Here is a 17832-nt window from a genome sequence, read left to right as displayed (position 1 = left end):
AAGTATAATTGCATTAAGTTTATCAACGATAAAATTCAAAGAAAGGTTTATAAAAAAGGTTCCAATAAAAAATTTATTACTAAATAAAGGTGGAACTAACATATTATTAATAATACTTTGCATATTTATAATTGGTATAGTAATTGAAACTTACCTATCTCCAAGTTTAGTAAAGTTAGTAATAACTAAATTTTATTTATAAAAAATGGAAATCAAGAGATGAAAAGTGGGGAGAAATTTGTTGGATAGATAGTAGTAATGGTATTAGGAGAGTAAAATGTTAGAAATTATTGAGAGTTACAAAGAGTATTTATTTAAAAATGACAAAAGTGAAAATACTGTTTATGCATATGTTACTGATGTAAATCTTTTTATAAAGTTTTTAAATGCAAGTAACAAAGAATTATATACATCAGATAATGTATCTATAATTGCCTATATTCAGAATTTACTTGATACAGGGAAATCAGAGAGGTCTATTAATCGTATAGTAATAAGTTTAAGGAGTTTTTATGGCTTTTTAAAAACAAAATCACTTATAACGGATATTCCTAAGATAACTTATAAGAGCAGTAGAAACACTAAAAAACTTCCACAAATTCTTACTATTGATGAAGTAGATAAAATTATTAAATCAATAGATAAATCAGGAATAAAAGGTATTAGGGATAATGCACTTTTAGAACTTATGTATGCAACAGGAATGAAGGTATCAGAATTAATATCTCTAAATAATGAGGATGTAAACTTAGATTTATGCTTTGTAAAATGCACAGATAATAAAAATCTTGAAAGATTAATCCCAATTGGAAGAAGTGCTACACGTGCATTAGAAGAATATATTTTAGTTAGAAATGATATTGCAGAAGTAGGGGAAAAGAAACTGTTTGTGAATTTAAACGGAAAAGGTCTTACAAGACAAGGAATTTGGAGAATAGTAAAAGAATATTCCCATAAAGCAGGAATAAAAAAAGAGGTTAATTTAAATACTTTTAGACATTCATTTGCAGTTCATATGCTACAGAATGGGGCAAATGTAAGAGCAGTTCAAAAACTACTAGGAAACCAGGTATTAACTTATATGGATACTTACTATGAAATAATAAATAGTGATAAAATTAATCTAGTATATAAAAATGCTCATCCTAGAGCGTAATTATAATTTTATGATTTTTGTAAAATTATAATTACATAGATAATAAAAAGAGACTTTAAAAGCTAATTTCAAAAAAGAAATTAGCTTTTTTTATTTTTTTATAATAAATAAAAAAAATAAGGAAATAATACTGATAAGGAGGGATTCAAATGATAAGTTTAATAAAAAACAAAAGAACAATAATAAGTGTGATTGTATTTTTTATGATGATTCCGTTTATGACACCATTTGCTGCTAATAATGAGAATAGTGGAATTGTGGTAGAAGCAAAATCAGCTTTATTATTAGAACCAACAACAGGAAAAGTTGTATATGAAAAAAATCCAGATGAAAAATTTGCACCAGCATCAGTAACAAAAGTAATGACAATGCTATTAGTAATGGAAAGCATTGATTCAGGTAAAAATAAGATATCTGATAAAGTTACATGTAGTGAAAATTCTAAAAAAATGGGTGGTAGCACTATGCTATTAGATACAGGAGAGATAAGAACTTTAGAGGATCTTATAAAAGGTGTTGCTATTGCATCCGGGAATGATGCAGCTATAGCTATAGCAGAGTATATTGCAGGAACAGAAGAAAATTTTGTAAAATTAATGAATGAAAAAGCAAAAGAATTAGGGATGAAAAACACTAATTTTAAAAATTGCACAGGATTACCAGCAACAGAACATTACTCAACAGCAAGAGATATTGGAAAAATGTCTATGGAATTATTAAAACATAAAGATATATTGAAATACTCAAGTATATACATGGATACAATTTCAGAAGGAAGAAAAAGTCCAATTGAGCTAGTTAATCACAATAAATTAGTAAGATTTTTCAAAGGTTGTGATGGATTAAAAACTGGATATACAAAAGAAGCTAAATATTGTATATCATCTACAGCAACTAGAGAAGGAGTTAGGATGCTTGCAGTAATAATGGGAGCACCAACATATAAAATAAGAAATAGAGATGCAAGCATGCTTCTTAATTATGGATTCTCTAAATTTGAAGGGCGAAAAATAGTTTCTAAAGATGAAGTTATAGGAGATGCAAATTTATCAGAGGAAACAGATGAATTATTTGAAGCTAAAGCTAAAAATGATCTTATAGCAGTTTTAGAAAAAGGCAAAAAATGTGATGATATAGAAAAGAAAATTGTATTAGATAAAAATAAAGAAACATTTAAAGCAGGAGAAATAGTTGGTAAATGTGAATTATACAGTGGAAAAGATCTAGTAGGGGAAGTAGAAATTTACACTGATAAGGATATAAATAAACCAACTACATTTGCAAAAATAAAATATAAAATTAAATCTATTTTTAAGGAAAAAAATAAAATCAAAAAAGAAGATAAACAAAACAGTAAAAAAGAAGATAAAAAAACAAATGAAAATGAAAAATGTAAACAGAAAAATATAAAAAATTAAAATGTATAATTGTAAAAAGGGCTAAATTTATTTTAGTCCTTTTTTTTGAAACATAAGATAAATAGTGTATAATATTTAGAGAGTAGACTATGGAGGATGGTAAATGGAAGAACATAAAGTAAAAATAAAAATAGCAGATTTTGAAGGACCATTTGATTTATTATTACATTTAATTAAAAAAAATAAAATGGATATATATAATGTGCGAATATATGAAATAACAAATCAATATTTAGAGTATTTAGAACATATGAAAAAAATAGATTTAGAGATAACATCAGAATTTATAGTTATTGCAGCAACATTGATAGAAATTAAATCTAAAAGTTTACTTCCAAAAGAAAAGAAAAAGGAAGATGAGCTTGAAGATGAAGATTTAGAAAAAAATCTTTTAGAAAAATTAATATTGTATAGAAAAATAAAAGCATCAACAGAATTTTTCAAACAAAAGGTAGATAATATAGGACATACATATAGTAAAAAACCAGAAATAATAGAAGTTAAAAAGGAAAAAATAAGTAACGATAATATATTTGATAATATTACATTGATGGATTTATATAATATCTATAGTAAGTTATTAGAAGAATATATGCAAAAAAGAAATACTGGAGTAGTTGCAATAAATAAGAATATAAAAAGAGATAGCTATAAAATTGAAGATAAATATGAATATATTTTAAGAAAAATTGAAGGTATAAATCGCTTGAATTTTAGTGATATTATATATGAATGTTCTTGTAAAATAGAATGTGTAGTAACATTTTTAGCATTATTAGAACTTATAAAGCAAAAGAGAGTAAAAGCTTATCAAAGTGATAGCTTTGCAGAAATAATAATAGAAGGATTTGAAGATGATGAACAAAGTTAGCATAAGCCAATTTGAATTTGAAGAGGTTTCAATGAAAAAAACGTATAAAGCTGCCATTGAAGCAATGTTATTTGTAAGTGGAGAGCCACTTAGCCTAAGAGATATAGCAATAAATTTAGAAATAACACCTAAGGTAACAGAAGAAATATTAGGTGAGATGTTACTTCAGTATGAAATTGAAGATAGAGGGATAAAGCTAATAAGAATAAATGGCTTATATCAGTTAGTAACAAAGGGAGAATATAGTGAGTATATAGAGAGACTTTTAAATAAGAATAGAAGACAAGGCTTAAGCCAAGCCTCTTTAGAAAGTTTATCGATAATTGCATATAAACAACCAATAACAAGAGCTGATATTGATGAAATAAGAGGAGTAAAATCAGATAGTGCAATTCAAAAACTAATTGAGAGAGAATTAATAGCAGAAGTAGGTAGACTAGAGGTTATAGGAAGACCTATTCTATATGGAACTACAGATGAATTTTTAAGACAATTTAGTTTATCAGGATTAGAAGAACTACCATCTTTAGATTTATATCATGTAGAAGATGAAGAAATAGATGACGAATAAAAGAACTCATTTCTATAATGAGTTCTTTTATTTAATATATTATTATTTATCAGATTCATAGTAAGTTGAGTCTAAAGGTGATTCGTTAGCATGTGCATTAGAATCACAAAAAGGTGAAGATTTCTTTTCACAATTTTTGTTAGATTTAAAATCCTTACACACATCTTTAAACATCTCTAGAACTTGTGGTATAGTATCCACGATTCTATCATAAGTGCTATCTTGTTCTACTGGTAAAAGTCTAATAGAATCTTTTCTAACAACTAAAAACGATACTGGTTTAACAGAAACACCAGCTCCTGATCCACCAGCAAAAGGGTAGTCGGCATTAGTATTAGATGAATCTTTTTTTGTAGATTCAAATTCTGAACCTCCAGATGCAAATCCAAATGAAACCTTAGAAATTGGAATTATGCAAGTACCATCTTTAGTTTCTACAGGTGTTCCTATAATTGTGTTTACATCAATCATATCTTTTAAATTTTCCATTGTGCTTTCCATTAAATTTTCTATTGGATGATCGTTAATATTTTTCATAAATAATCCCTATTTAGGGCACCTCCTTAATTTGTAAAATTCTTTTAATAAAATAAATGCTGTATAAATAATCTGCCCAATTGAAGTTGTTATTATACATTTGCCGTTTAATCGCACAAAAAATGAATTTGTAAAATTAGGATGCAAAGATAACTTGGGTTTAGAATTTTTAAATAATACAGAAAAGATTTTGAATATAAATGGGAAAAGTGTATGAATAAATCCAAATAAAAGAGCCGTATTTTTAGCATCATTTAGTGAATAAGAAAGATTAAAGTCTAAAAAAAACTTAGGTTTAAACTTTCTATTATTAAAATTTGAAATAAAAAGATAAACATTATTTGGAGTTAAATTTTTAGTAAAAGAAGGTTTCTTCTTTTTTTTACTCTTTTTTTTCATAGATTTATTTTTAGAAGTTTTATTTGATTTAGTTTTGGGAAGAAGAGAAAAATTATATAATTTTAAGCTAAAAGAGGAATTATTAATATATGAAAAGTAAATTTTGATTTTAATTGGGAAAAATAAAATAAACATAACTATAAGTGCTATAAAAAAAATTTTCATATAATTTAATTAATACCTCCTTAATCATAACTAATTATATTTTGAACAAACATAAGGAAAAATATACTATAAAAAGAAAATTAAAAAATAGGTATATAACTTTAAGTTTAAAGCAAAATAATGTAGAGGTGATTTTTATGAAAATTTCTAAAAAGCTAATAGTGATTATTGTAATGGTGATTATTGGATTAAATGTTATGGGAAAAAATAGTTTTGCCTTAGATAAAAAATTAAAAGTTGATGGAAGATGTGCAATAGCAATTGAAAAAGAAACAGGAAAAGTACTGTTTGAGCAAAATGCATATGAAATAGTAGAAATGGCAAGTACAACAAAAATATTAACTGCATTAGTAGCTATAGAAAATGCTGACTTAGAACAAAAATTTACTGTGTCTAAAAAGGCAGCTAGTTGTAGAGGATCAAAGGTTGGATACAAGGCTAATGAAGAGATAACAGTGCGTGAGTTACTATATGGGCTTATGTATAAGTCTGGAAATGATGCTGCAATAACCTTAGCAGAAGGGATTGGTGGAACGGAAGAGGAATTTGCTAGAATTATGAATCATTATAGTTCAAGCTTAGGTTTAATAGATTCTCACTTTCAAACTCCTCATGGATTAGATAAGGAGGATCATTATTCATCAGCATATGATCTAGCTATGTTAACATCAAAAGCAATGGATTATAAAATATTTAGAGAGATTGTAGGAAGTAAACAAATAGATAAAAATAGATATAAGTTTACTCGTGATTATAACAACATTAATAAAATACTTTGGCAAATTGAGGGAGCAAATGGAGTAAAGACAGGTTATACAGGTAAAGCAGGTAAATGTTTAGTAAGCTCAGTAAATAAAAATGGTAAAGATATTATAATGGTTGTTTTAAATTGTCCAAAGCGTTGGGAAGAAACTAAAAAAATATATGAAAAAATAACAGAAACTAGTGCAATAACTAAAGTCCCAAGGTTAGATGACGAGGAAGTAGTATATGCATATAACCCTGGTAAAAAAACATCGATTATAGAGACATATAATTATTAAGATAAAGGTAAATGTAGAGATATGTAAATATTTCTACATTTTTTTGTTAGTAAATGTTGAAATGGTGAACAAAAAAGTAAATAAAGTAATAATTTAATATAAGAATTAATTTGGAGAGAAAAGATATGAGAGAAAAATTTACTTGTATAGATTTAGGAACTGTATATTGTCCATGCCACTTGGCCAAAAGTGGAGATTGTATATTATGCTCACAATTACAAGGAAAGTCCTTTTGTGAATGTTGTAATTGGAATGGAGTATGTGTCTATAATGAATTTTGTAACAATAAAAATAAACCCCAAAAAGGACGTGAAAATATTCAGTGTGATGTGATAGAGTCTGAAAATGTAGATGGGGAACTTCTTATTATTAAATTTAAAATTACTAGAAGATTAGCTATAGACTTAAATGTGCCTGGAGCTTACATTTTTTTAAGAAAATCAGAATTAAATTATTTTGAAATTCCAATATCAATTATGGAAACAAACAGTGAGGAAGGATGGGCAAAAGTTGTTATAAAAGTTAATGGTGTAAAAACTAAAGATTTATTAGATGGGGATATGAAAGAAATTACAATAAGAGGACCTTATTATAATGGGATGTTTGGAATTAAAGAATTTAAAAAGTTAAATAATGAAAAAGTATTAATTATAGCACGAGGAATTGGGATTGCACCGAGTATACTTGCAGTAAATTATTTACTTCAAAAAAATAATGAGGTGTATATGATAAAAGACTTTGGAGATATAAAGTATGATTTTTCAGAAAAAAATTTAAAGGAGAATATGATAAAAGAATTAGATTATGAAGAAATTATAATAGATGGAAAATTGACTAATAATGCAAAGGATAAAATAAAAGCTTATATAGAACAAGGGATAAAACATATTCATGTGGGAGGAGCAGATATAATGACATACTCGATTATAGAATTTTTAGATGCATTAGATAGAAATGATATAAGTATGTCTTGCTGTAATAACTTTAAAATGTCATGTGGAGAAGGTGTATGTGGTGCATGTACTATAAAGTATGAGGGAAATAAAGTTAGACGATATTGTAAATATCAAACAGATCCAAGGACTGTATTTAAAGGAAGGTGGCTAATATGATAAAAGTGGTTGTTATAGGTGGTGGATGGAGCGGCTGTGCAGCAGCACTTACAGCAAGAAAAACAGGAGCAGAGGTTCATATATATGAAAAAACTGACCTATTACTAGGGTTAGGAAATGTGGGAGGAATTATTAGAAATAATGGTAGATATACAGCAGCAGAAGAATTAATAGCCTTAGGGGCAGGAGATTTAATAGAGATTTGTGATAAATGTGCAAAGCATAAAAATGTAGAATTTCCAGGACACTCACATGCAACATTATATGATGTTAATTTAATTGAAGAAGCAGTAAAGAAATATATATTAGAGCAAGGAATATATCTTCATATGGAAGAAAGAATAGTTGATGTTAATTTTGAGAAAAGTATCATTAAGGGGATATACAATCAAAATGATGAATATATACAAGGGGACGTATTTATCGAAACAACAGGCTCTACAGGCCCTATGGGAAACTGCTTAAGATACGGTAATGGATGTTCAATGTGTATATTAAGATGTCCAGCATTTGGACCAAGAATAAGTATAAGTGGATTATGTAATATAGAAGATATTAGAGGAGAAAGAGGAGATGATGAACTAGGAGCATTTTCAGGATCTTGTAAACTAGCAAAAGAGACGCTATCAAAGGGAATTAGAGAGAAGTTAGATAAAGAAGGGGTAGCGGTAATAAATTTACCAAAAGAACAAGTAAATTATGAAAAACTTACTAAAAAGGTATGTCAACAATATGCATTAAAAGAATTTGCTGAAAATATAGTTTTATTAGATACAGGTCATGCAAAATTAATGAGTAGTTTTTATAACTTAGAGAAATTACGAAAAATTGAAGGCTTAGAAAAAGTTAAATATATTGATCCTTATGCTGGAAGTAAAGGAAACTCTGTAAGATATCTATCAGTAGCACCTAGAACAGATCAAATGCAAGTTAAAGGGGTAGATAATTTATTTTGTGGAGGGGAGAAATCAGGATTGTTTGTTGGACATACAGAGGCAATGACTACAGGAGCGTTGGCAGGTTTAAATGCAGTGAGATGGGCTATGGGTATAACACTTTTAACCTTGCCGCGTAATTTAGCAGTAGGGGATTTAATAGGGTATGCAAATGAAATGGTTGATACAAAAGAGGGAAGAAGGCTAAGATATACATTTGCAGGGTCAGTATTTTTTGAAAGAATGATGGAGAGAGGAAGTTATTTAATTGATAAAGAGAAGATAAAAGAAAAGGTAAAAAAATCTGGATTAGAAAATATATTTAATCAAAAAATCCTATAAATAATCCTTATATAAAATACTCGTAAATAAGTATAAAAATAAAAAAGAAAATAAAAAATTAACAGTTAACAAAAAATTAATAATATTGTATAATTTTAAATATAAACCAAATATAATTTATAAAAGGGGTAAACGAATATGAGAAAAAAAGCAATATTATTAATCTTAACATTAATGATTACAGGAGCTACTTTTGTTGGGTGTGGCGGAAAAGATTCAACAACAGGAACAGGAACTAGCCAAGAACAAGTAAAAGATGTAAATCCAACAGAAGTTGTAGCTAGTATAAAAGAAAAAGTTGAATTAAGATCAATTGCACCTGTAGATGATGAACAAGCAAAAGAAATTTTTAAATTAAATTTAGATAATATAGAAGCATATGCAATAGAAAAAGGAATGATAAATACTGGGTTAGAAACATTAGCAGTATTTAAAGTAAAGGATGGAAAAATAGAAGAAGTAAAAAAATCACTTGAAGAATATAAAAATGGAATGAGACCGTATCCAAATGAAGAGGAATTTATAAAAAATGCTAAATTTATTGAAAAAGGAAATTATCTTGGATTCTTTATAGTTCCAGATTATGAAGAAGGACAAGGGAATATGGACAAAGTTGTAGAGGCATTTGAAAATTCATTCAAATAATAAAAAAAGCTGCTTAAATTATTTAGGCAGCTTTCGTATTAGGAGGGTTTATGGTATTTAGTAGTTTAGTATTTATATTTAGATTCTTGCCAATATTTTTTTTAACATACTATATTGTACCGAAAAAATTAAAAAACATAGTATTACTTATAGGAAGTTTAATTTTTTATTCATGGGGAGAAGGTAAATATTTTTTGCTAATGGTATTTTCTATTTTAATAAATTATTTTTTGAATATATATATTGAAAAAATCAAGAAAAACAAATTGAAAATAATTATATTTAGTTCTGGAGTAATTTTTAATTTAGGAATTTTATTTATTTTTAAATATATGAATTTTTTTATAGAGATTTTAAATGAAACAACACATCTATCTATAAGTGAAGTAAAGATAACTTTGCCACTTGGAATAAGTTTCTATACATTTCAAACTTTATCATATTGTATAGATGTTTATAAAAAAAATATAGTCGCAGAAAGAAACTTAATAAATTTTGGAACATTTGTTAGTATGTTTCCTCAATTAATTGCAGGACCTATAGTAAAGTATACGGATATTAATAAAGATTTAGGAACGAGAAAAATTTCAAAGGAGGCTATCGGAAGTGGAATAGAAACATTTATATTGGGACTTGGTCAAAAGGTATTAATAGCAAATAATGTAGGGATGCTATGGGAAGAAATAAATAGAATGGAGATAAATAGTGTTCCAACTGTTTTAGCGTGGCTTGGCATAATTGCATTTTCATTGCAAATATATTTTGATTTTTCAGGATATTCTTTGATGGCAATTGGACTTGGAGAAATACTTGGATTTAAATTTCCTATTAATTTTAGGTATCCATATATATCAAGAAGTATAACAGAATTTTGGAGACGATGGCATATAACACTTGGAAGCTTTTTCAGAGAATATGTTTATATTCCATTAGGAGGAAGTAGATGTGGAAAAGTAAAACTTCTTAGAAATTTATTTTTGGTTTGGCTAGCCACAGGGCTATGGCATGGTGCTGAATATAATTTTATTTTATGGGGATTATACTTTTTTATATTAATCTTAATAGAAAAAATATGTTTGGAAAATATTTTAAATAAACATAAGATATTTTCTCACATATATACATTAATCCTTCTTTCGGTAGGATGGCTTATTTTTAGTACAAGCAATTTAGAGCAAGGAATAATATATTTTAAAAATATGTTTATTTATAAAGGTGGAGATTGGGTCTATTACTTAGAAAATTATGGAGTAATTTTAATTATTGGAGTTGTATTATCTACACCTATAATAAAAAATCTATATGAGAAATTTATAAAAAATGAAATTTTAAAGACAATTATTTTAATGATTATATTTATATTAAGTATTTCATATATAGTAGACTCAAGTTATAATCCATTTTTATACTTTAGATTTTAGAATTTGTAGTTAAGTGAAAGAGAGAAGATTTTATGAAAAAAAATTATCTTATGTATGCTTTTTGTATATTTGTTGGAAGTATAAGTATATTTGATATTATAAAACCGATAAGAGATTATTCAAATTTGGAAAATAGAAAACTAAAACAAGAAGTTGAATTTAGTTATAGTAGTTTTATTAGTGGAGAATTCTCAAAAAATTATAGTGATTATATAAATGATCAATTTATATTTAGAGATGGATTTATTTCATTAAAAGCATTAAATGAACAAGCTCTACACAAATTAGAGAATAATGGAGTTTTAATTGGGAAAAATGATTATTTGTTTTTAAAATATTTTGAAGTAGATAACTATAGAAAAGAATATAATATTAACTCAATTCTTCAGTTTGCTAAAAAGAGAAAAGAAAATATAACATTTATGATTGCACCTAATTCTTATGAATTATATGGAGAAGAAATTAAAGGACATCCACCATTAATAAATCAAGAAAAAGAAATACAGGAAATTTATAGTAAGGTGAAAGAGATAGATACAATAGATTTAGTAGAGGTATTTAAAGAAAATAAAGATAAATTATTATATTATAAAACTGATCATCACTGGAATATAGATGGAGCTTATTTAGCTTATGAAAAATTTATTGAAAGCAATGGAGAAAAGCCTATTGATAATAGAAATTTAGCTATTGAAAATGATGAATTCTATGGAACTTTTTATTCTAAAGCAAAGCCAATATTTAATAAAGGCGATAGAATTTTCTATATTCCAGTTGAAAATGTGGAAATGGAGATAAGCGGAGTTAAATATAATTCACTGTATGATTTAGAGGCATTGAATGGAAGAGATAAGTATAGTGTATATTTAAGGGGGAATAACCCTTATTTAAAAATAAAAAATAAGAATCTAAATAATAGAAAAAAACTATTAGTAATAAAAGATTCATTTGCAAATTCAATGATTCCTTTTTTGATAAATCATTACGAAGAAATTCATGTAGTAGATCTTAGATTATTTAATGGAAGTTTAGAAAAAACGCTAGAAGGAATAGAATTTAATGAAACATTGATTTTATATAATTTTGAAAATTTTTGTACTGAAAGTAATATATTAAAAATTAAAAACTAATATTTCCTGGGAAAAAATGGAAATAATAAAGTTAATAAAATATAAAATTTTGAAAAAATAATAAAAACAGAAATATAATTTAGTATAATTAAAGAAAAAGAAACGAGGGATAAAAATGAAATGTATGAATAACAGAGATACTAATACAAAATATTGTGCAAGTTGTGATAAATATTACGATGCTGAGTATATGTTTTGTCCTATATGTGGTAAGTCATTAGAATGTGATGATATAGATGTATCAGACTTTAATGAGGGATTCAGAAGTGTATATGGAAGATGGGAAGTTTCAACATATGGAAACTTTGAAGGATCAACAGTTGAAAAAATAGGTGTTTATGAAGGATATATTGATGATATAGCATTAGCCTTAGCAGATAAAGCGGTTATAACTTTAAAATTTAAACCAGCACCAAAAGATGAAGAAATAAAATATAAGCATAAAGCAAAAAAGGTTAGGGTAAGTTTCCCAGATGATGCATATCAAGGAGAGAAAGATACTAAGGAATTTAATGAATTGGTGAATAGATTATTTACTTATAGAGAAGATATTAAGGTAGATGCAACAAATATATATTCTTTTGAAATTAAAAAAAAGTAAATTAAAAAGATTATAAATAAAAAATTAAGGCAATGCTATAAATGGAGGTGTTGTCTTATTTTTTTGAAATTATCAAATGTTACATATGATACAGTGAAAAGAAATTTTAGAATACTGTATTTATTGAACATAACTGATTATATATTTACAGTAACATTAGTGAGTACAGGAGAATTTGAAGAGGGAAATGTTTTAATGGAAAGCTTCATTGCAAATCCATTAAGAGGACTAGTTTTAAAAGTATTTATAATAGGTCTTATTATAAAAGGCTTGATAATTCTCTTTAAAAAAGCAAATGAAAGTGAACTTAGAAAATTGAATTTTATTTCAATTATAAGTTTAGCAATTTATGGTGGAATAAATTTATTACACATTTACTATAGTATTTATTATATAAAAATAGCCTCTTCATGAGGCTATTTTTGTATGTTAAATTAATTGACCATGCCATATTTCTTTCTTTTCAAAAGAAATATTTAAATCTGTTGAGTATTTATTTATAAAGCTTAAGTCTCTTTTTGTTGCAACACAAATTGAAGTTCCAGAAGTATTATTACGTCCAGCACGCCCTGCTCTATGAACATATTCATTAGACATTAATGGGTAGTCTAAATTAATAACATAATCAATATTAGGAATATGTAAACCTCTTGCAGCAATATCTGAACATACAAGTATATCTATATTACCTTCTTTGAACTGTGCTAAAGAATTTTTTCTATCAACCTTATTTTTATCACCACTCAAAACAACAGAGTTTTTCTTATGAAAATCTAAAGTTTCTTTTAAAAGATTTAAATCATTTTTAGAATTTGTAAAAATGATACATTTCCCATCAGAGATAGTATTTAAAATTTTATTAGTAACTTCGTATTTATCACGTCTATCACATTCAACTATTAAATGAGATAAATTAGAACCCAGTTTTTCTTCATTAACTTTAACAAGTTCACCTTTATTCATAAGTGCAAGTGCTCTAGAAGTTGTAGATTCATCTATAGTTGCAGAAAATGCAACTACCTGTGTATTTTTTAATGTAGATTTTCTGATTAAGTTAGTTGTTTTAGAGTTTGATTTATCTAAAAGGTGATCAGCTTCATCAAGAACTAATGTGTCAATTGTATGAAGAGAAAGTTTTTTTAACTTTATAAGCTCTAAAACTCTTTTTGGTGTTCCTATAATAACATTAGGTTTTTCTTTTAATTTTTTTATTTGGTTATTTATATTTGCACCACCAATAACTAAGGCTGAAGTTATATTTAAATTAGACTCTTCTTGTAAAAGAAGTGCTTCTTTATATATTTGAGATGCCAATTCTTGAGTTGGAGCTAGAACTAATGCTTTGATAGCAGATGAATTTTCTTCAATTTTATTAAATAATGGAAGTAAAAATGCAAGAGTTTTTCCACTTCCAGTTTTAGCCTCGACAATAATATCTTTTGCCTCTAAAAAAAGAGGAATTGTTTGCTCCTGAACAGTAGTTAGTGATTCAAATTTCTTTTTCTCAAGTGCAGTTTTTAAATTTTCATTTAAAGTATTCATTTTTAAATCTCCTTTGTGAGTTAATAGTTTATATTATACATTGTCTGAGTATTTAAAGCTACAACAAAAGAAAGGTAAATTTATTTATAGAAGTTGAATAAGATATATAGGGAGGTGATCTAAAGTGGTAGATAAATTAGGAATATTAATATACTTAGATGAAGTGCTAGTAAAAAGTATAAATTCAATTCAAGGAAATTTTTATGGATATATTGATATAAGGACTAGAAAAAAAGCGTGGGATATTGGAATAAGTGCTAGAAGTCATAATCAAAATCAAAATACATTTTACTTAGAAGATAGAGAAAATAAAGATAAACGAGAGGGGTTTAAAGGATATAATAAATCAGATGCAAAGACAGAAACAAATATAAATTTATGTGATATTACACAGGAGCAACATGGTGGAACAAGATGTGAAGAAGAAGTAAAAGAAATTTATACTTCATATGTGTATCATATGGAATTTTGTAATAACTTAATAACGAATGGAAGATTAAAAGCGTATTGTAATGGTGAACAGTGTACAAGCGGAGATTATATTTTTTTGCAAGGAACATTAATAGAAAATAGTATCTTAAGTTATATTGAAGCAATATTATTAATTATAAATGCATATGGAGATGTTATATTAGATAGATTTATTCCTGATGAAGAATTATTGAAAACCAAGAATATAAAAATAATATTAGAAAAAATGAAAGTAGATATGGAGAATGATGGGATTATGGATTTGTTAGTTCAAAATAAAAAAGAGGAATATATATTACAAGTTAATACAAAATATTTTTTTAATAACGGTTGTTCTAAAAATATTAATGTTGGATGTGTAGTTAATATTGTTGGTAAGTTAGTTAAAAAAGTTACGAATGACGAACAAATAAGTCTTTTAAGAAAATTAGATCAAACAGATTTTTATGAAAGACTGTTAGAAAAAATAAGTTCTATATTTAATAATATTAATATTGGGATACAAATACCAATACTTCAAAAGGTAAGAATTGAAAATACTTTGCAAGTAATTCCAATAAGTATATTTATTTAAAGGGATACGCAAATTTATAGAAAAAAGAATTGAAAAATGATAAAATAGTTATAACAATACATAAATGAAGGGAAATACACCAATGAAAGAAAAAATAGGAGTATATTTTTGTATAGAAAAAAATAATGAAAAATATAGATTGAATTATGTAATAAAAGAGATAAATCAAAATAAAGTATTTATAAAAATTAAAAAAAATCTTAAAAATGATACAGCAGAAAAAAGAGTAGTAGAAGCATTAGAGTATCTTTTAAGCAATATTGTGGCATTAATAAAGCTAAATGAGATTGATGTGAATTCCAAAATAGAACTATTTACGAATAATAGAAGTGCACGTATGCTATTAGACAAAAAGGATAACATATCACAAGAAAGTATAAAGTTTTTTTTAGAAAAAATAAATTTAAATAAAGTAGTTGAGTATAAAAATATTGGAATGCTTTTAAAAAAAGAAAAACAAGTATCCATGAAAATATATAGAGAGTGTAAAAAAATAGTAAAAGAATATTATAAAGTATTAAAAAGAAATTCAACTTTAGAAAAGTTAGAAGAAAGCATAAAGACTACTAAAACATTAGTGTTTTTTGATTTTGAAATGAATTGTTTAGTAAACTTTAAAAGTGTAGAAATAGTAAGTGTTGGAGCCTGTAAAATTAATTTGGAAACAAATGAAGTTTCTAGATTTTATAGTTTAATTAAACCACAGGAAGTTAGTGAATTAACTGAAAAATGTATTGAAATAACAGGTCTAGATCAAGAGGAAATAGATATTTCTAAAGGATTTAATGAAGTTTTAGCAGAGTTTGGAGAATGGGTAAATGATAAGAGTGCTATATTTTTATTTTGGGGTGGAAATGATATTGCTGTCTTAAAAAATGATTTAAAAAGAAATGATAGTAAAAGCAAGGACGCTTTAATGATTCTTCAAAAAAATATAGATTTTCAAGAAGTTCTATGTAAGGATATTTTAAATAGAGAAGATATGTTATCCTTAAAAAATGGATTGATAGAAGCAAATTTAGAACTTGAGGGCTTGCAACACAATGCTGGTGATGATGCTTATAATTTGTTTAGAATATATAAAGAATTTGAAAAAAGATTGATGCATATTTAAGTTTGCATCAATCTTTTTTTATACAGTAAAAATAAGACCTATAATAATTCCTAAAATAGCACCACCTAAAACTTCAAATGGGGTATGGCCTAAAAGTTCTTTAAGCTTTATTTGTGGAAGAGCGAATTTTTTATTAGGATCTTGATTTTCAGATGAAACAATCAGGTTTAAAATTTTAGCATGTTGCCCAGCTGCACGACGAATTCCCATAGCATCATACATAACAATAAATGCCATAACAAGAGAAAGTGCAAAAATAGATGAATGAATACCATTTTTTCTAGCGATACCTACAGTTAAAGATACAATAAATGCAGAATGAGAACTTGGCATTCCTCCAGTTTCAAAAATTCTTTTAAAATTGATTTTTCTATCTATAATATAACCAATAGGTATTTTTAAAAATTGTGCAAACAACATAGCAAAAAGACTTAAAAATATTAAATTGTTTTCGAACATTATGTATTCCTCCAAATATGTCTAATAGTATTATTATAACTATTTTTTATGAAAAAAATATAAACAAAAGATAAACAAAAAAAATTGTTGGTTAGATAAGTTAAAACTAAAAATACTAATATATATTTTTTTTTAGGAAATAATACTAAAAAGAAACGATTTTATGGGAGGGAAAAGTTAAAATGCCAATACCAGTAATTACATCAATAATATCAGCAATTTCTATAATAACAGGGTCAGTCCTTGGTGGTTTATTTAGTTGGATTATTAATAATAAAATGCATGAACGAAAAAAAAAGGAAGAATGTAAATTGATTGAGGAAAATAGAGCATATGAGGAACGATTTAAAATAAAAGAAGTGTGTGCAAATGCGAATGTAATAAGATTAGATATCTGTACAGCTATTTATCAAAGCATAAGATTTATATTAGATCCAAACAAGGAGGGTATAAATTACATATTACCAATAAACAAAGGATATTCTTGTGCAGTTGCATCATTAAGTGACAAATATAACTTAAAAGAATTAAGTTATATTTATCAATTATATGGAATTATAGAAAAACTAAATAAAGATATAGAGAAAGAAAGTGAACAAAAGCAAATTGTTAGTGGGTTCTATTCTATATTAATAAAAATTTATGGTCAAAATGTAGAAAAAATATTAAAGGAGGATATAGATAAAGTTACATATAAAGAGTTATGTAGAAATGAATATATAAAGAAAGGGTATAGAGAAGTACTAAAGAGGTTAGATTATCTTTGTGCTGAAGAGAATATTTTAAAAGAAAAAATAGCAATAAAAAATAAGAGTATAGAAAGAGAAGCTATTAAACGAAGTGAAAAATAAGATATCTTTAATTAGATATCTTATTTTAATAATAATAATTTTATTTTATCAAGGGTAGCTTTATTTTTATCTAAATTACTAACATACTCAGATATATTATTATTTAAATAATTTATTCCTGAATCTGTAATGGAATAAATTTTTTTACTACGCTTATTAGAAGCCGTATCACCACTCCATTTAGAAATTACATATCCACAGTTTTCTAATTCATATAAACTTTCATAGATTGTACTAGATGAAACTGGAAATGGTAGTGAAGATGCTTGGAAAGTTTCCTTAAATGTTGAAAGAACTTTATTTCCAAAAACAGTATTACCTTTAGAGAGTTCCTTTAAAATATATAACATATACATCATTTTAGCATTAATTACATTTCTAGGAACAATAGCACGAGTTCGCTCATTCATAAATTTAAACCTCCTAAAATATATTTTTACAAAATAATAGTATCACAGATTATAAATAAATCATA

Annotated in this window: 20 protein-coding genes and 1 pseudogene; 16 read left to right on the top strand and 5 right to left on the bottom strand. The window is 26.0% G+C overall.

Features of this window, described 5'->3' with window-relative positions; translation table 11 throughout:
- The 5 genes and pseudogenes from ACRC28_RS16550 to scpB all read left to right on the top strand — a co-directional run.
- Positions 1-202: pseudogene (locus ACRC28_RS16550) on the top strand (stage II sporulation protein M); the annotation flags it as partial.
- A gap of 75 nt (positions 203-277) precedes the next feature.
- A complete protein-coding gene (locus ACRC28_RS16545; protein WP_438544546.1) occupies positions 278-1156 on the top strand; it encodes a tyrosine-type recombinase/integrase in 879 nt (292 codons plus the stop codon).
- A gap of 203 nt (positions 1157-1359) precedes the next feature.
- A complete protein-coding gene (locus ACRC28_RS16540; protein WP_438544550.1) occupies positions 1360-2574 on the top strand; it encodes a D-alanyl-D-alanine carboxypeptidase family protein in 1215 nt (404 codons plus the stop codon).
- Positions 2575-2677: 103 nt separating this feature from the next.
- Positions 2678-3445, top strand: a complete 768-nt coding sequence (locus ACRC28_RS16535) for a segregation/condensation protein A (protein WP_438544545.1) — start codon at positions 2678-2680, stop codon at positions 3443-3445.
- Positions 3432-4016, top strand: coding sequence for an SMC-Scp complex subunit ScpB (scpB, locus tag ACRC28_RS16530; protein ID WP_438544549.1), 585 nt, complete (start codon positions 3432-3434; stop codon positions 4014-4016). The genes ACRC28_RS16535 and scpB overlap by 14 nt, the downstream gene beginning before the upstream one ends.
- A gap of 42 nt (positions 4017-4058) precedes the next feature.
- On the opposite strand, the gene ytfJ is transcribed toward scpB, so the two are convergent.
- Together ytfJ and ACRC28_RS16520 are read right to left on the bottom strand one after the other, a co-directional pair.
- Positions 4059-4553: a GerW family sporulation protein gene (gene ytfJ, locus ACRC28_RS16525; RefSeq protein ID WP_438544544.1), complete on the bottom strand. Its 495-nt coding sequence runs from the start codon at positions 4551-4553 to the stop codon at positions 4059-4061.
- A gap of 9 nt (positions 4554-4562) precedes the next feature.
- Positions 4563-5117: a DUF2953 domain-containing protein gene (locus ACRC28_RS16520; protein WP_438544543.1), complete on the bottom strand. Its 555-nt coding sequence runs from the start codon at positions 5115-5117 to the stop codon at positions 4563-4565.
- Positions 5118-5290: 173 nt separating this feature from the next.
- Here ACRC28_RS16520 and ACRC28_RS16515 point away from each other — a divergent pair, with 173 nt between their 5' ends.
- The 8 genes from ACRC28_RS16515 (at position 5291) to ACRC28_RS16480 (ending at position 12760) form a co-directional block, all read left to right on the top strand.
- Positions 5291-6160: a D-alanyl-D-alanine carboxypeptidase family protein gene (locus ACRC28_RS16515; protein WP_438544548.1), complete on the top strand. Its 870-nt coding sequence runs from the start codon at positions 5291-5293 to the stop codon at positions 6158-6160.
- Positions 6161-6285: 125 nt separating this feature from the next.
- Positions 6286-7272 (top strand): sulfide/dihydroorotate dehydrogenase-like FAD/NAD-binding protein, encoded by a 987-nt coding sequence (locus ACRC28_RS16510; RefSeq protein WP_438544542.1) that lies wholly within the window; start codon positions 6286-6288, stop codon positions 7270-7272.
- A complete protein-coding gene (locus ACRC28_RS16505) occupies positions 7272-8549 on the top strand; it encodes an FAD-dependent oxidoreductase (RefSeq protein WP_438544547.1) in 1278 nt (425 codons plus the stop codon). Before ACRC28_RS16510 ends, ACRC28_RS16505 begins: the two co-directional genes overlap by 1 nt.
- 138 nt (positions 8550-8687) lie before the next feature.
- Complete coding sequence (locus ACRC28_RS16500; RefSeq protein ID WP_438544541.1) at positions 8688-9194, top strand: DUF4358 domain-containing protein; 507 nt, start codon at positions 8688-8690, stop codon at positions 9192-9194.
- Positions 9195-9244: 50 nt separating this feature from the next.
- Positions 9245-10615, top strand: coding sequence for an MBOAT family O-acyltransferase (locus ACRC28_RS16495; RefSeq protein ID WP_438544540.1), 1371 nt, complete (start codon positions 9245-9247; stop codon positions 10613-10615).
- Between the two features lie 32 nt (positions 10616-10647).
- Complete coding sequence (locus ACRC28_RS16490; protein ID WP_438544539.1) at positions 10648-11745, top strand: DHHW family protein; 1098 nt, start codon at positions 10648-10650, stop codon at positions 11743-11745.
- 115 nt (positions 11746-11860) lie between these two features.
- On the top strand, positions 11861-12346 hold the full coding sequence (locus ACRC28_RS16485) for a hypothetical protein (RefSeq protein WP_438544538.1): 486 nt from the start codon (positions 11861-11863) through the stop codon (positions 12344-12346).
- Between the two features lie 63 nt (positions 12347-12409).
- Positions 12410-12760 (top strand): DUF5658 family protein, encoded by a 351-nt coding sequence (locus tag ACRC28_RS16480; RefSeq protein WP_438544537.1) that lies wholly within the window; start codon positions 12410-12412, stop codon positions 12758-12760.
- 15 nt (positions 12761-12775) lie between these two features.
- Here the strand turns inward: ACRC28_RS16480 and ACRC28_RS16475 are convergent, their stop codons facing one another.
- A complete protein-coding gene (locus tag ACRC28_RS16475; RefSeq protein ID WP_438544536.1) occupies positions 12776-13888 on the bottom strand; it encodes a DEAD/DEAH box helicase in 1113 nt (370 codons plus the stop codon).
- Positions 13889-14012: 124 nt separating this feature from the next.
- Between ACRC28_RS16475 and ACRC28_RS16470 the strand changes: the two genes are divergently transcribed.
- Together ACRC28_RS16470 and ACRC28_RS16465 are read left to right on the top strand one after the other, a co-directional pair.
- Positions 14013-14933, top strand: a complete 921-nt coding sequence (locus ACRC28_RS16470; RefSeq protein WP_438544535.1) for a hypothetical protein — start codon at positions 14013-14015, stop codon at positions 14931-14933.
- Positions 14934-15015: 82 nt separating this feature from the next.
- Positions 15016-16047, top strand: coding sequence for an exonuclease domain-containing protein (locus ACRC28_RS16465; protein WP_438544534.1), 1032 nt, complete (start codon positions 15016-15018; stop codon positions 16045-16047).
- Between the two features lie 18 nt (positions 16048-16065).
- On the opposite strand, the gene ACRC28_RS16460 is transcribed toward ACRC28_RS16465, so the two are convergent.
- Positions 16066-16506, bottom strand: a complete 441-nt coding sequence (locus ACRC28_RS16460) for a divergent PAP2 family protein (RefSeq protein WP_438544533.1) — start codon at positions 16504-16506, stop codon at positions 16066-16068.
- A 182-nt stretch (positions 16507-16688) separates the two neighbouring features.
- On the opposite strand from ACRC28_RS16460, the gene ACRC28_RS16455 reads away from it, so the two are divergent.
- Positions 16689-17357, top strand: a complete 669-nt coding sequence (locus tag ACRC28_RS16455) for a hypothetical protein (RefSeq protein ID WP_438544532.1) — start codon at positions 16689-16691, stop codon at positions 17355-17357.
- 20 nt (positions 17358-17377) lie between these two features.
- Here ACRC28_RS16455 and ACRC28_RS16450 read toward each other — a convergent pair whose 3' ends face one another.
- Positions 17378-17767 carry a PadR family transcriptional regulator gene (locus ACRC28_RS16450; protein WP_438544531.1) on the bottom strand — a complete coding sequence of 130 codons (390 nt, stop codon included), beginning with the start codon at positions 17765-17767 and terminating at the stop codon, positions 17378-17380.
- Positions 17768-17832: the final 65 nt, after the last annotated feature.

Source organism: Clostridium sp., assembly GCF_051650885.1.
Classification (GTDB): domain Bacteria; phylum Bacillota; class Clostridia; order Clostridiales; family Clostridiaceae; genus Clostridium.
Note: the sequence above shows the minus strand (reverse complement) of the source record. Positions and strands in the feature narration are given on the sequence as shown.

Bases quoted from the DNA above. Each gene is read 5' to 3' on its own strand.
- ACRC28_RS16545 (WP_438544546.1), top strand. From the start codon at position 278: ATGTTAGAAATTATTGAGAGTTACAAAGAGTATTTATTTAAAAATGAC.
- ACRC28_RS16540 (WP_438544550.1), top strand. From the start codon at position 1,360: ATGATGATTCCGTTTATGACACCATTTGCTGCTAATAATGAGAATAGT.
- ACRC28_RS16535 (WP_438544545.1), top strand. From the start codon at position 2,678: ATGGAAGAACATAAAGTAAAAATAAAAATAGCAGATTTTGAAGGACCA.
- scpB (WP_438544549.1), top strand. From the start codon at position 3,432: ATGAACAAAGTTAGCATAAGCCAATTTGAATTTGAAGAGGTTTCAATG.
- ytfJ (WP_438544544.1), bottom strand. From the start codon at position 4,553: ATGAAAAATATTAACGATCATCCAATAGAAAATTTAATGGAAAGCACA.
- ACRC28_RS16520 (WP_438544543.1), bottom strand. From the start codon at position 5,117: ATGAAAATTTTTTTTATAGCACTTATAGTTATGTTTATTTTATTTTTC.
- ACRC28_RS16515 (WP_438544548.1), top strand. From the start codon at position 5,291: ATGGTGATTATTGGATTAAATGTTATGGGAAAAAATAGTTTTGCCTTA.
- ACRC28_RS16510 (WP_438544542.1), top strand. From the start codon at position 6,286: ATGAGAGAAAAATTTACTTGTATAGATTTAGGAACTGTATATTGTCCA.
- ACRC28_RS16500 (WP_438544541.1), top strand. From the start codon at position 8,688: ATGAGAAAAAAAGCAATATTATTAATCTTAACATTAATGATTACAGGA.
- ACRC28_RS16495 (WP_438544540.1), top strand. From the start codon at position 9,245: ATGGTATTTAGTAGTTTAGTATTTATATTTAGATTCTTGCCAATATTT.
- ACRC28_RS16490 (WP_438544539.1), top strand. From the start codon at position 10,648: ATGAAAAAAAATTATCTTATGTATGCTTTTTGTATATTTGTTGGAAGT.
- ACRC28_RS16485 (WP_438544538.1), top strand. From the start codon at position 11,861: ATGAAATGTATGAATAACAGAGATACTAATACAAAATATTGTGCAAGT.
- ACRC28_RS16475 (WP_438544536.1), bottom strand. From the start codon at position 13,888: ATGAATACTTTAAATGAAAATTTAAAAACTGCACTTGAGAAAAAGAAA.
- ACRC28_RS16465 (WP_438544534.1), top strand. From the start codon at position 15,016: ATGAAAGAAAAAATAGGAGTATATTTTTGTATAGAAAAAAATAATGAA.
- ACRC28_RS16460 (WP_438544533.1), bottom strand. From the start codon at position 16,506: ATGTTCGAAAACAATTTAATATTTTTAAGTCTTTTTGCTATGTTGTTT.
- ACRC28_RS16455 (WP_438544532.1), top strand. From the start codon at position 16,689: ATGCCAATACCAGTAATTACATCAATAATATCAGCAATTTCTATAATA.
- ACRC28_RS16450 (WP_438544531.1), bottom strand. From the start codon at position 17,767: ATGAATGAGCGAACTCGTGCTATTGTTCCTAGAAATGTAATTAATGCT.